The organism is Paenibacillus sp. FSL R5-0914, assembly GCF_038004525.1.
GTDB lineage: Bacteria > Bacillota > Bacilli > Paenibacillales > Paenibacillaceae > Paenibacillus_AQ.
This window is the reverse complement of sequence record NZ_JBBORH010000001.1, coordinates 3,161,095-3,174,820: the sequence shown is the minus strand read 5'-3', so window position 1 is coordinate 3,174,820 and position 13,726 is coordinate 3,161,095. Positions and strand designations below refer to the sequence as shown.

General features: G+C 42.3%; 10 protein-coding genes. 4 read left to right on the top strand and 6 right to left on the bottom strand.

Going from position 1 to position 13,726, the window contains the following annotated elements; genetic code table 11:
- Window positions 1–36: 36 nt before the first annotated feature.
- The 4 genes from MKX60_RS14020 to MKX60_RS14005 form a co-directional block, all read right to left on the bottom strand.
- Window positions 37–1,899 carry an assimilatory sulfite reductase (NADPH) flavoprotein subunit gene (locus tag MKX60_RS14020; RefSeq protein WP_341060310.1) on the bottom strand — a complete coding sequence of 621 codons (1,863 nt, stop codon included), beginning with the start codon at window positions 1,897–1,899 and terminating at the stop codon, window positions 37–39.
- A gap of 267 nt (window positions 1,900–2,166) precedes the next feature.
- A complete protein-coding gene (locus MKX60_RS14015; RefSeq protein WP_143759559.1) occupies window positions 2,167–5,424 on the bottom strand; it encodes an ATP-binding protein in 3,258 nt (1,085 codons plus the stop codon).
- Complete coding sequence (locus MKX60_RS14010; RefSeq protein WP_076284629.1) at window positions 5,411–5,785, bottom strand: response regulator transcription factor; 375 nt, start codon at window positions 5,783–5,785, stop codon at window positions 5,411–5,413. The genes MKX60_RS14015 and MKX60_RS14010 overlap by 14 nt, the downstream gene beginning before the upstream one ends.
- A gap of 21 nt (window positions 5,786–5,806) precedes the next feature.
- Window positions 5,807–7,438: a diguanylate cyclase gene (locus MKX60_RS14005; protein WP_076284628.1), complete on the bottom strand. Its 1,632-nt coding sequence runs from the start codon at window positions 7,436–7,438 to the stop codon at window positions 5,807–5,809.
- Between the two features lie 217 nt (window positions 7,439–7,655).
- Between MKX60_RS14005 and MKX60_RS14000 the strand changes: the two genes are divergently transcribed.
- Window positions 7,656–7,925, top strand: coding sequence for an ACT domain-containing protein (locus MKX60_RS14000; RefSeq protein WP_042189980.1), 270 nt, complete (start codon window positions 7,656–7,658; stop codon window positions 7,923–7,925).
- Between the two features lie 13 nt (window positions 7,926–7,938).
- Window positions 7,939–9,294, top strand: coding sequence for a PFL family protein (locus MKX60_RS13995; RefSeq protein WP_256716384.1), 1,356 nt, complete (start codon window positions 7,939–7,941; stop codon window positions 9,292–9,294).
- Between the two features lie 90 nt (window positions 9,295–9,384).
- Here the strand turns inward: MKX60_RS13995 and MKX60_RS13990 are convergent, their stop codons facing one another.
- On the bottom strand, window positions 9,385–9,795 hold the full coding sequence (locus tag MKX60_RS13990) for a hypothetical protein (protein WP_256716382.1): 411 nt from the start codon (window positions 9,793–9,795) through the stop codon (window positions 9,385–9,387).
- Between the two features lie 206 nt (window positions 9,796–10,001).
- On the opposite strand from MKX60_RS13990, the gene MKX60_RS13985 reads away from it, so the two are divergent.
- Together MKX60_RS13985 and MKX60_RS13980 are read left to right on the top strand one after the other, a co-directional pair.
- Complete coding sequence (locus tag MKX60_RS13985) at window positions 10,002–11,039, top strand: glycosyltransferase family protein (RefSeq protein ID WP_341060114.1); 1,038 nt, start codon at window positions 10,002–10,004, stop codon at window positions 11,037–11,039.
- 13 nt (window positions 11,040–11,052) lie between these two features.
- On the top strand, window positions 11,053–12,126 hold the full coding sequence (locus MKX60_RS13980) for a glycosyltransferase WbsX family protein (protein WP_341060113.1): 1,074 nt from the start codon (window positions 11,053–11,055) through the stop codon (window positions 12,124–12,126).
- A gap of 28 nt (window positions 12,127–12,154) precedes the next feature.
- On the opposite strand, the gene MKX60_RS13975 is transcribed toward MKX60_RS13980, so the two are convergent.
- Complete coding sequence (locus tag MKX60_RS13975; protein WP_341060112.1) at window positions 12,155–13,618, bottom strand: MFS transporter; 1,464 nt, start codon at window positions 13,616–13,618, stop codon at window positions 12,155–12,157.
- Window positions 13,619–13,726: the final 108 nt, after the last annotated feature.

The window sequence follows — 13,726 nt, the reverse complement described above, 5'->3', positions numbered from 1 at the left end:
CTCCCCCCGAAGTCATTCGATAACTCCATCTATCCATTAATAGACATCACGCTGGTAACGCTGCGTCTGTTGCATATCTTCCAGATAAGCCGCTGCAGCTTCAAGGCTCAGTCCGCCCTCACTCTGAATTACCGTAAGCAGTGCAGAATGAACATCATGCGCCATGTACTTCTCGTCACCGCAAACGTAGATATGAGCACCTTCTTGCAGCCATTCATAAACCTCACGACTCTTTTGTAAAATGCGATGTTGTACATATACTTTCTCTTCGGTATCACGTGAGAAGGCGACATCCAGCTTGCTTAGAACGCCATCCTTTAGCATTCTCTGCCAATCTGTCTGATACAGGAAATCTGTTACAAAATGCCGATCCCCATAGAACAGCCAAGATTTCCCTCCCGCTCCCAGCTCTCCACGTTCCTCTAGGAAAGAGCGGAATGGTGCAACACCTGTGCCTGGTCCGATCATGATGATCGGCGCATCCGGATTAGTCGGCAGCTTAAAGTTAGGATTATGCTGAATGTAAATAGGCAATGTATCTCCCGGCTCTACTCTTTCTGCGCAATGCACTGAGCAGACACCGTAACGTTCCCTACCGTGAGCCTCATAACGTACAGCTCTGACGGTTAGATGAACCTCATCCGGGCTAGCTTTATAACTGCTAGCGATAGAATATAACCGTGCAGGAAGCTTCCGCAAAATCGTCACAAAACTGCTGGCTGGACCTTCCCACGGTGAGAAGTCCTGGATCAAATCGAGTAGATCGCGTCCTTGAATATACTCTTTAAGCTCCGAAGCACGATCTGGAGCTAATAACTCACTCAGCTTGTTTGAAGCAGACAGCTTTGCCGCTTGCTCCAGCAAAGGTTTGGTCAATACAGTGATTTCATAATGATGCAGAAGTGCCTCACGTAAGGCTCCTTCATCACCTTTCTTATTAAACGGAACCTTATCATTAGGATTCCAGCCCATAGTATGAATAATAGCGTCCACCAGTTCAGGATGATTCTCTGGGTATACTCCCAGTGCATCCCCAGGTTCAAACTGTATATTAGAGCCTTCAAGCGATAGTTCCAAATGGCGAGTCTCCCGGTCCGAGCCGCGTCCGTTCAAATTCAGATTCTCCAGTACCTCTGCCTTAAAAGGATTATTACGAGTATATAGAGGTTCTTGTGACTCTGCGTCCTCCGCGGCTTGAACCGCTTTTGCAGCAATGGCTGGAGCATTTAAATTTGCATTTAATGCACCAATTACACCTTCAAACCATTCGGCAACGGAATCGTCATAATCGAGATCACAATCTACACGTGGACTTAGGCGCTTACCACCAAGCTCCTCTAACCTCTGCTCGAACTCTTTACCCGTCTGACAGAAAAATTCATAAGAGGTGTCTCCCAGAGCCAGAACTGAAAACCGCAGGTTCTCTAATTGAGGAGCTCTTTTACTGTAAAGAAATTCATGAAAAATCCTTGCATTATCAGGTGGTTCACCTTCTCCATGAGTACTTACCAATAGAAGTAGATTCTCAACCTTTTTAAGCGCTGTAGGTTTGAAATTGTTCATCGCGGAGAGTGTGACCTGAAATCCTTGCTCTTCCAGTTTGCGGGACAAGCTCCCCGCAAGCCGCTGGCAATTACCCGTTTGCGAACCAAATAATATGGTCACTTCCCGTGAGGCTGCTGGTTGGCTCGTTACGGCAGCACCAACCTCTGTGTTTCCAATCGTATTCGATGGCACTTGAAGTTCAGCACCTGCTGGCGCTGCCGCCGTAGTACGTCCAATCGCGGACAAAAATCCACTGAGCCATATTTGCTGCGTCTCCGTTAAGGTTGGTAGAAGACGATTGAGAAGCTCGACTTGGTTCTCGTTAAAAGGACTGTTCGTTACCTGTAGTTGCAACAATATCCACCTCTCCTAAACATGAAATCTGGTTATGATCCGTGCCTCAATTGAATTTATCTGAGCCTTTTTTAGAACCTCATAAAATCAGGCTATCACAATATTTGTAAACGATCAATGAAGTCATTTTCACCTAAAAATTGTTAATTATTGAAAAAGTATCAATAAAGTACGTAAAAACCGATCAAAACAGTATGATTTGCCCTGTTTTGATCGGTTTCATTATAAAAAATGATACTATTTATAAAATATTGTGATAAATAAAAACTATAAATCCTTCTTACTTTCGGGAAATAATACCTCGCCTACCCCTGTCTTTATCTTCACAATCTCTTCAAGCGTATTTGATAACTCACCTGGCGGATAAGGCTTCGTCAAATACTTCTGTATCACATCATTCAATTGGTTCTTATCTGATTGATCCAGAGCAGAAGAGATAACAATCGGAATATTCTCTGTTCTCGAATCCTCTTTTAGCATTCGGATCAAATCCCAGCCGTCCAGTTCTTCACCAAGCATCAAATCAACCACGATCGCAACAAATGGTGTTTTCAAGGCTTGATCAAAAGCTTGCTGTGGATGATAGTGATGGGTAACACGGAACCCCTTCCCTTTAAGCTCTTCTGATAAAAGCAACGAAAGACTATAATCATCTTCAACAATCATTACATTCGGTTTGAGCTCTTTATCAGCATTCCATTTATTCAGCTCATCTTGCTGCCGGCTTGCTTCTGCATTAAGGATTGGGAGGCTAAACCAAACGGTTGTCCCTTCACCCTCTACCGAATCAATACCGATGGTTCCCTTTTGTTTCTCAATAATTTCTTTGCAGATGGCAAGACCGAGACCTGTTCCACCAATTCTTTTGGAGGCACTGTTATCCACTCGTCTGAATTTTTGGAATAGCTGTCCGATTTGATCCTTTGGAATGCCCAGACCATTATCCTGGATACGCACAATAATATGATCCGGCTCATTATGCAGCAGTACCTTCACTTCATTGTTAGACGGTGAGAACTTGATCGCATTACTTAACAAATTCGTTAGAACTTGGACGATCTTATCCTTGTCCACATCTACCTCCGCATTCAGAGCCTCATCCACCAATAGCACATGATGCGTGCTACTAAGTTTATATTGATCGATAACCCCAAGGACAATTTCACTAAGATTTACATGCTCCGTGATATACTGCTGCTTCCCTGACTCCATTCTCTGCAGATCCAGAAAATCATTAATAAGCTCAGTCAACCGCTTCGCTTCCTTATGAATCGTCTCCAAATACTTCAGCTGCTTCTCAGGCTTCATGGTTTTGGACAATAGCAGTTCCGTGAATCCTAATACACTCGACAATGGCGTTCTCAGCTCATGACTTACCGTACTGACAAGATCAGATTTCATAAGATCCAGCTCGTACTCCCTAGTGATATCTCTATATACAAACAATGTACCAATTCTAAGCTCCCGGCGGAAAACAGGAATCGCATAAACATCAATATGCTTCTTGGATTCCGTTCCAATGGAGTATTGCATACTGCTGGACTCCAGAGCATCCTCAGAGATTGCTTGTTCAAAAAACGACCGAAGCTCATGGTTCTCATTCGAGCGTTCGATGAAATAATCCATCCATTCTTTTCTAGGAGTCAGTGTACCTTCAATCCAGTCATAGTTAACGATGTTGCACAGCGCCTTATTCATCTGAAGCATCATGCCTTCTGTACTCACGAACTGAATGCCTTCGTTTACGTTATTCACGATATCGCGGTTCAGCTTTCGCCCATGTTCAATCTCTTCGTACATGAATAAACGTTCAATCGCCAGAGCTACGCGGTTCATCATTCCTTGAACCTCATTAATCTCTTCTTTACTGAAAGAATGTCCAATCCGGGTTCCGCAAAATACAGCTAGAATCTCATCTTCTGCATTTACAACAGTGGTATAGAAATCATAACAGTAGACCTCATTCGCAGAAATTCCCTGTTCCGATTGCGTAGCTAGACGCTTAATCAGATAGGTTTTTTCCGTCTTCAAACGATATAACATTTCATTGTTCTCATTATCGAGATAACGCGCTACATTTTCCTGAGGAATCCCTTTAACAGCCGCGATCTTATCTTTTACAAGAAGGAAGAAACTCGAATCAAATGAATACAGGTGATGCATGAACTGAATAAACTTATCTGCAAATTCTTGTTTATCTAAGGTGTACGTAATGTCATGATTCAGCTGATTATTAAGTTCAAGCATTTTTTTGGTCTGTTCTGTATTCTTCAGCGTTTCCGCTAACTCCAGCTGTACACTTTTCATAGAGGTGACATCATACGCGATAAAAATGTACTGATAAATCACACCCTCATTGTTCAGATACGGCACGACAGTCAGATGCATCCAGATTGGCAATCCGTCTTTAGTCAGAATCTGGAGTTCATTGCTCCATACCCCGCCCGTATATAATTTGTTGAAGATCTTCTGCATTTGTTCTCTAGATATATTATAGAGTTCAAATAACTTATAGGTAAAACCGATAATTTCAGAATTTTTATAGCCGGTATATTTGCTTAAATTATCATTCGCGTAGGTAAATACGCCTTTATCTGTAAGGATCCCCACCGCTGAGGATTGATCGAGTGCCTTCATCATACTCTCTATTTCACTAAGCGAACGTTGCAGTCTGTACTGCTGATCCTGAAGTTCATCTTGCTGCGCGTGCAGCTCTTCATTCTGCATCATCAATTCTTCTTCTTTGTCCTGAATACTTCTGGCCATATTTAGAAATGCATTATAAAGCCGACCAATCTCATCTTGATGCTTAAGCTTGCCGAGAAGAATTTCCTCACCGGCAGCCAAGGAATGAGTGGCCCCTTCCAGCTTCAAAATAGGATTAATCAAATTCTTAAGAATCCGCCAGATCATAAAGGTAAAGAACAGTAGAATAATCGTGCTAAAAAAGAAGGCGATAAAGGTGAATTCGTTAGCTCGTTTGATATAATCCATAGCCATGGTATTTAATGCTGCATCGGATCGCTGTCTGTACTCTTTCGTATACGTTAGAAAATCATTCACTGATTTAGTAATACCATCTCCGGATAGTACTCTCAAAGCAGCATAATCATCAGCCTCGACAAGCCGAATCGCTTCCGGTAGCGTTTTATTTTTATACTGGACATAAAATGATTTTAAACCATCTCTAAACAAGGCTTCTTCGGCGGATAAATTAAGATTAGAATACGTATCCAGAATTTGATCAAATTTTACTAGGGCTGCATTTAAGAGCTTTAATTCATTCTCGTCCTTAAGCAAAGTGAATCCCCTAGCTCGGAAAAACACCTCATTTAACGTGCTCGCCATCTCACTGATCGTGTCTGCTTTATACTGCAAACTTTCACGTTCTCTACTTAATTCATCTTGCTCATAGTTTATGAAAATAAAAAAAACAGTTCCCATAAGAATGATTAAAGAAAACACTAATACAATGATGCGGAAATATTTATTTTTGATGCTGTGATTAGCGTTACTTTTCTTCACCACTCAGGATCCCCTCCACAATCTGCAAGAGTTCCATCGGACTAAATGGTTTCGGCATGAAGTAACGCGCACCTGCTTCAACTGCTCGAATTCGATCTACATCTTGAGCTTTGGCCGTTAACATTAATATAGCTGTAGTTTTCTTTTTCTCCTCATCCAGCTGCTGAAGCACTTCAATCCCTGTCATTTCCGGCATCATATAATCCAGAATCACCAAATCATAAGGATCCGTAGACAGCTTAGTTAGAGCTTCCAACCCATTCTCCGCTGTGTGAATCTCAACATTCTCCAAATCTTCCAATGTATCCTCGATTAACATCCGTAATACTTCTTCATCATCCACTACCATTATTTTTTGCATATTCGCACAATTCCCTTCGTGTTAGAACAAAAATCTATGAGCCAACCGTTCCATTCGGGACAACAGCTCAGGCATATGGACAGGTTTTACTACATAATCATCGGCACCCATCTGCAGAGCATGTACAATATCCGCCTGATTATTTCTCCCTGTCAGCATGATCACTAATATATTCACTTCCGGATACGTCTTGCGAATTCTTTCCAGGACTTCAACGCCATCAAGATCCGGCATCACACCATCTAGTAGAATGATATATTTCTCATCTATGGAATACCAATCCGATTGCAAGAAATCCAGCCCATTCGCATAACTGCTGATATTCACCTCAGCAATATCCTCCGGCTCCCAAGTATCAATCTGATGAGTCACTATTTTTCGAATCAACGCATCATCATCCACAACAATTACATTTAGAACCGAATGCTTTTTAGTCGACGATAAATGGTCCGTGTAGAGTGTAGTCTGATTCCTTCCGGCATCTTTGCTGGCATAGAGAGCTTGGTCTGCTTCTTCTACAATTTTATCGGCAATATTCTCAGCTTCTGTTACCTCTGATATCCCACTCGAGAAGGTCACATGAAAGACTTCATTCTTCGCAAAAAAGTCGGTGGCAGCAAATTGCTCCTGAATACGGTTTATTACTGTCAATGCAGAACTTGCATCCGTATTTGGCAGAAACACAGCAAACTCTTCTCCACCGAAGCGGCAAAAGGTATCTTCCATGCGAATCGAACCCTTTACAAGCTCAGACAAGGACTGTAATACCTCATCTCCGATTAGATGACCATATGTATCATTAATCTTTTTGAAATAGTCCAGATCAATCAGTGCTAAAGAAAACACCCGTTCCGTGCGCTTAAAATCGCAAATCAGCTGCTTCATCACTTGATTAAAGTGTTTTCGATTAAACGCACCCGTCAATTCATCCACAATGATGGATTCCTGCCACTCCCGCTTTAACTCAAAGCGGTTTTTAATCAAAGCCAGAAATAAATCAATATCTACAGGCTTCGATAAAAAATCCATCACACCCAGCCTATACGCATGCAGTTGAGTCGCTTTGGAGTACTCCCCACTTATAATGATGATTGGAATACGTTCTTTTTTGGCTTTGCCGATAATTTGATTCAAGACCTCAATTCCGCTGATATCAGGCAAAAGAATATCCAGAAGAATTAGATCCGGTTTGGTTTCATAAAAAATCTTGAGACCTCGTTCAGCGGACAAGGCAATGCTTACATAATAGTTCTGCTTCTCCAATGATTCTTTTAAATAAGCCACTAATTCTACATCATCATCAATAAGCAAAATATCATTATGTGGGAGCGCATCATCATTTCCTTTTTTGTCTAACGTCTTAACTGAACCTAGAGAAACCGATGAATCTTGGTTAAACAGTGGAATAAGCGGATACAAATAATCGCCCCACTCTTCAATAGACCAGCTCTTAAGGCTACTTTCCATGAAATAGGGCAACGTTGCATCGGCAAACTGTTCAACTTCTTGTAACCCCACTGTTCCTGCCGTACCTTTCAAATTATGCAAAAAACGATAAATGTCCTTCTCGTTAACTTCCGACAGTTCCGACCATTCCTGGAGGGTTTGTTTGGTCCGCTCTTCAACCATATTTTTATATTTTTGTGTAGTCATATTTACTCCTTCAGAGTATCGTATCAATCTCTCACTTCATCATATTTTTCATATACTGTCAATCGAATTTTCTTTAAATTCATAGGACTTTATATAAAAATGATCAAACGGACAAAAAACCTTTGGTTGAAGCTTGCTTCAGCATTTGTAATAATGATTGGAATGGTTCATTCCGTTTACACGGCGTAATCACCATATACAAAGGGAGGCTGTATTTATGAAGGGGATTATTACTGTATTAGGAAAAGATAAAGTAGGGATTATTGCCAAGGTATGTACATATCTTGCCGAGCACAATTTGAACATTCTGGATATTTCTCAGACGATTGTACAAGATTATTTTAACATGATGATGATTGTAGACATTTCTGGCGCGACTAAAGCATTTGAGGATATTGTTGAGGATTTACATTTGATCGGAGAAGCAATCGGCGTGGAAATCAAGCTTCAGCATGAGGATATTTTTAATATTATGCACCGCATTTAGGAGGATGACCATGATATCACTGGTGGAAGTACAAGAAACGAATAAGATGATCCGTGAAATGAATCTGGATGTACGTACCATAACGATGGGGATCAGCCTCATGGATTGTGCACATACAGATATGAGAACTTTTAACCAAAACGTATACGACAAAATCACTAGATCCGCCGAGAAGCTCGTCAAAACAGGTGAAGATCTGGAAAGACAATTCGGTGTACCCATTGTTAATAAACGGATTTCTGTGACCCCTATTGCTATTGCTGCTGGTGCCGTGAAGACGGATACGTATGTGCCTGTAGCGGAAATTTTGGACAAGGCTGCCAAAGAAGTTGGCGTTAACTTTATTGGCGGCTTCTCTGCGCTTGTGCAAAAAGGGTGCACCAAAGGTGATCGTATTCTAATCGACAGTATCCCAGAAGCACTCGCAGTCACTGAAAGAGTCTGTTCTTCCGTCAACGTCGGCTCCTCCAGAAGTGGAATCAATATGGATGCTGTGAAATTAATGGGTGATATCATTATTCAAACTGCGGAACGCACCAAGGATCGGGATTCCATCGGCTGTGCTAAGCTGGTTGTCTTCTGTAATGCTGTCGAGGACAATCCTTTTATGGCTGGAGCCTTTCATGGGGTCGGTGAACGGGAATGTGTCATCAACGTTGGCGTCAGTGGCCCGGGTGTAATCAAGCGTGCATTAGAGGAAGTAAAAGGTCAGGACTTCGAAACCTTGTGTGAAACGATCAAACGGACTGCTTTTAAAGTTACGCGTGTGGGACAACTAGTTGCGCAGGAAGCATCGAAACGGATGAACGTGCCTTTTGGGATTATCGATTTATCTCTGGCTCCAACACCAGAAATTGGCGATTCCATTGCGGAGATCTTTCAAGTCATGGGTCTGGAAGAAGCTGGCGCACCAGGAACAACAGCCGCTCTGGCGATTCTAAATGACAATGTTAAAAAAGGTGGCGTGATGGCCTCCTCCTATGTTGGTGGACTCAGTGGAGCCTTTATTCCAGTTAGTGAAGATCACGGAATGATTCAAGCCGTACAGCGTGGTGCTCTTACGCTTGAGAAGCTAGAAGCCATGACCTGTGTATGTTCTGTAGGACTGGACATGATTGCTATTCCGGGAAGTACCACCAAAGAGACGATCTCTGGCATCATCGCCGATGAAGCTGCTATCGGAATGGTCAACAACAAAACAACCGCTGTTCGCGTCATTCCTGTCATTGGCAAGGATGTAGGCGAAATCGTAGAATTTGGCGGCCTACTTGGATATGCGCCTGTCATGGCTGTTAACGGCTTCAATTGTGCCAACTTCATCAACCGAGGCGGACGAATTCCTGCTCCAATTCACAGCTTTAAGAACTAATAGAAACCTCAAACAGCAAGTCCCTAATTGTACCTAGGCGACTTGCTGTTTTTTATTGTTCAGAGCTTGAAGATGTTAATGTTATCAGATTTAAGCCCGCTGGATCCCAATATTAGGTGTTCCCCCGGTCAAATCGATAAATAATACATAGTCATTTCCATCCGTGCCCTTCAGCACGAGTCCTGTCTGACTTGAAACTCCCACAGCGAAATATCTGACTTGTTGAAGGCTCGTAGGTGCTGAAACTGGTGACAAAGCCTGATTCACCGCGATCAAACGGGTCGCAGTTTTGATGGTACCTGCACCACTAATTTCACCGGTTACACCCAAATGACCAAGTATAGATTCACTACCGTTCACATTAAGGCTTCCCATTATCGTCTGACTACCATTCAAGTGCAGATTTGAATCGATAGTCTCATTCCCGTTAACATGCAGATCATTTTGAATGGTCTGACTTCCTGTAACAAGAATATTATCGAAGGTTGGCAAGACGATCATCCCTTTCAGGTTTTATAGTATATTTTATGTTAGACAAGACAATCCGGTCATAGATAGATATACATCTTTTACTAAATCCGCTTTTTCCTTCAAGATTCAGATTAATGGTCTTATACCTAAAGTCAAATGAACCCCCTACACATATAATGATTAGCAAGACTAGGTGCTAGAGCGAACGACTGGCTCCAATGAATACAGGAGGAATTATGAAGAAGACAGCTACTAGGCTCACTCCTCAAAGGCCCTCAACTCACGAAGTCTCCATCAGCCAAGTTCATCAATCGCAACACCATAATCTCATTCTCGAGAACTCTTACAGAGCGGAAACCATAACACGGGAACTAAAGCAATTAAGAGTATTGCTTCTGGTCCCCTCAGAGATAAGTGATAAAATGCCTAATGTACGACTTTTTAAAGATCAGCTAAGGCATCTGGTCAAAGAAGTGCTTGCCATTAAGTTACATCATAATCTAGAAGAATATTTAGCCCAGTATCAGCCTGATCTGATATTAGCCTTGGGATCAGAATCCCTGTTCCCTGAGGAGAATATTCCTGCCCTCAAAGCTTATAACGCTCCTAAGGCCGTATGGATGGCAGATGCGACCTGCCTTACGCGAACAGAACGTAATCTAGCGCTGTTATTCGATTATATTTTCACACAGAACATAGCTAATCTAATCTATTATCAAGGTTTACGTGAGAAACATTCGTGCTACCTCCCTTATGCTCCAGATACAGAACTCTATTATCCAAGACGTGTGGAGAACCGTTACCACAGTGACGTACTCATTCTCGGCCATTTTCAAATGAATAGTGTTCTTGAAACCCTAGCTCATTCGGAACTACTTCATGGTCTCAAGATAATGACCTTTGGTAGCGGGTGGGAGCCCACCAAAAATTTCATAGACATCACCTACGATAAAATAGAAATATCTAACTATTATAATGGAGCAAGGATCATCATCAATTGCACAGGATCTGTGCAGCAAATTATGGAGGTCGCTGCTTGCGGTGTATTTCAGTTCGTGGAAGATCATCCCCATTTTCAAAGTTACCCCATCACAGAAGAAGGCCTTATTCGTTTCCAGAACTTTAAAGAGCTCTCTGAGAGCTTCAAGTACTATATTGCTCATAGTGATGCAAGGAGAAGTTCGGCCTCTCGTGCTCTAAAGGAAGTGAAGTACAATCATTCTTATCTTCAGCAGGGAAAGCTGCTTCTCAAAAAAATATTCACGGAACCATAGGGGGTGACTTGACTTGAAATGCATCGCTTTTGTATTGCCTCAGTTTCATCAGATAGCAGAGAACGATTCCTGGTGGGGAGAGGGATTTACAGAATGGACAAATGTCAGGAAGGCTACAGCCCTTTATCCTGAACATGATCAACCGAAAAAACCATTAAATAATAACTACTACGATTTAACGGACCCTAATGTGAAACAATGGCAGGCAGAAACTGCAAAAGCTCATGGCATTTATGGTTTTTGTTATTATCACTATTGGTTCAATGGCAGGCGACTTCTGGAACAACCGGTTCAGCAGATTCTTGCCAGCAAAGAGCCTGACTTCCCCTTTTGTCTGTCTTGGGCTAACGAACCTTGGACACGAAGCTGGGATGGCACTGAAGAAGATGTCTTGATGCCACAAGAATATGGAGAAGAACGGGATTGGCGAATGCATTTTCATGCTTTGTTGGAGGCCTTCAAAGATGAACGATATATTTGCGTAGACGGCAAACCAGTATTTATTATCTATAGATCCTCCAGCATCCCTCGGTGTGATGAAATGCTTCAATGTTGGCGTGATTTAGCTCAGCAAAACGGACTTAAGGGGCTTCATCTTGTCCGGACACTGGGCGGATTCCCCCTAAAGGCAGAGCACGGGTTCGACGCCAGTCTAGAATTCGAGCCTCACTACACATTCGCACATGGTGGTGTAAAGCACTTATGGAGTTCCAAGCAGGTGGAGGATCAAAAGCATATTGTCATTGATTACGATGAATTATGGGAATCTATGTTAGAACGGACACCTCATAGGGATGGGGAAATTATATATCCGGGAGCATTTGTTAACTGGGATAATACACCACGCAAAGGTGCTGCCGGACAAAGTACTTTAGGTGCAAATCCTCACAAATTCGGTCAATACCTGTCACGACAAATTGAGAGGACCAAGAAGATGTTCAAAAGTGATTTTATTTATATTAACGCTTGGAACGAGTGGGCTGAGGGTGCCTATTTAGAACCGGATGATCATTATCGGTATCAATACTTGCAAGCCATTAAGAAAGCCCTTCAATATCATCACAAAGAAGATCCTTCCACGCCGTAGCGTCAGAAGGATCTTCTTCTTTTATTCCTTATGGTCTTTCCGAAGTCTGCACTCTGGTGCTTCTTGCACTAATCATTCTCCAACCCGTTAGCAGTGCAGCCACAAAGCATATGGATGCCGAAGTCATGAACACTACATGCATCCCACTGATAAATAACTCTGGTCGACCTGGAACTAGACCTGTTACCCGATAACCAGCTTCACTGCTCATCACATGAAAGAGAATCGTCGTAGCTATCGTAATACCAACGACCATCCCCACATTACGAACAAGCGAGTTGACGCTGCCCGCAGAACCAAGCTGAGTTCTAGGCACCTTGGACATCACAAGCGAATTATTTGGCGACTGAAACAGACCACTCCCTATTCCTAACATAGCGATCCACACGCCTACCAGCACAACAGAGCTTCCTTCATGAAGCTCAGCTAATCCAAACTGAGCAATAACCATGACTACCAGCCCTGCAAAAGTTAGGAATTCAGACCCGATTTTATCCGATAAAGCACCGCTTATTGGTGCTACGACTACCATACATATCGGTAACAGCATCAACAGGAATCCCGCTTCAAAGGGCGATAGATTCAGCATATTCTGTGCATAAAACGGCGCGATGATATTAAAGCAGAAGTTCGCTGTAAACACGAGAAACCCACATAAAATACTTAATGAAAACAACGGATTCTTAAATAATGATAATTGTAGTAGCGGTTCTTTCCGGCGAAGCTCCGTCCATAAGAAAGCAATGAAGCTGGCTATAGCTACGATTAAAGACGTCACAATTAAGCTATCGCCATAACCGAGCTGCTGTCCCAATAATAGCCCTGCGAACAAACTTATGATAAAAATAGCGAAGAGTAAACTACCTGGAACGTCTATTGTAGATTTCGTCCTAGTTAAATCCTTAGGCAGTACCTTCCAGCCTAACAGGATAGCGATCACTCCAATAGGAATGTTCACCCAAAAGATATACTCCCAGCCTAATGTTGAAACCATAATCCCACCTAAGCTAGGGCCAGCTATACTTCCCAGAGACACGAATGTACCTATGAAACCAAGCGCTTTCCCCCGCTCATTGGCAGGAAAGATATCCGTAACGATTCCCTGGCTGTTCGCCATTGTCATCGAAGCTCCGATAGCCTGAATGACACGTGAAGCAAGTAATGCAGGTAAACTTAAACTAAATCCACACAGCATAGAACCAATAACAAAAACTATCGTACCAATCTTAAAGATTCGAATCTTCCCGACAATATCTCCAAGCTTCCCGAAGAAAAGAATCGCAGCACAAATTGCCATCAAATATCCTGTGGTTACCCATTCGATTTGTGCCATAGGCAGCTTCAATTGTTTCGATAATTCTGGCAGAGCGATGTTGACAATACTACCATCAAGTGTGGACATGAAGGTGAAAATATTCAGAACAATTAAAATCATCCATCGTTTCTTCTGAATTTCCTTATCTTCCTGATAAGTTGCGCTAATAGAACTCATAAACTAACACCTCATTGAATATAAAATCAACGTTTAGTTGCGTACGCAACAAAACTTACTTACCCAGTGTACATCAATTTAGTTGCGCACGCAACGAATTTATTGTAC

What these genes read in the sequence shown, in the direction of transcription:
- MKX60_RS14010 (WP_076284629.1), bottom strand. Translation starts at nt 5,785, where the DNA reads ATGCAAAAAATAATGGTAGTGGATGATGAAGAAGTATTACGGATGTTA.
- MKX60_RS14005 (WP_076284628.1), bottom strand. Translation starts at nt 7,438, where the DNA reads ATGACTACACAAAAATATAAAAATATGGTTGAAGAGCGGACCAAACAA.
- MKX60_RS14000 (WP_042189980.1), top strand. Translation starts at nt 7,656, where the DNA reads ATGAAGGGGATTATTACTGTATTAGGAAAAGATAAAGTAGGGATTATT.
- MKX60_RS13990 (WP_256716382.1), bottom strand. Translation starts at nt 9,795, where the DNA reads ATGATCGTCTTGCCAACCTTCGATAATATTCTTGTTACAGGAAGTCAG.
- MKX60_RS13985 (WP_341060114.1), top strand. Translation starts at nt 10,002, where the DNA reads ATGAAGAAGACAGCTACTAGGCTCACTCCTCAAAGGCCCTCAACTCAC.
- MKX60_RS13975 (WP_341060112.1), bottom strand. Translation starts at nt 13,618, where the DNA reads ATGAGTTCTATTAGCGCAACTTATCAGGAAGATAAGGAAATTCAGAAG.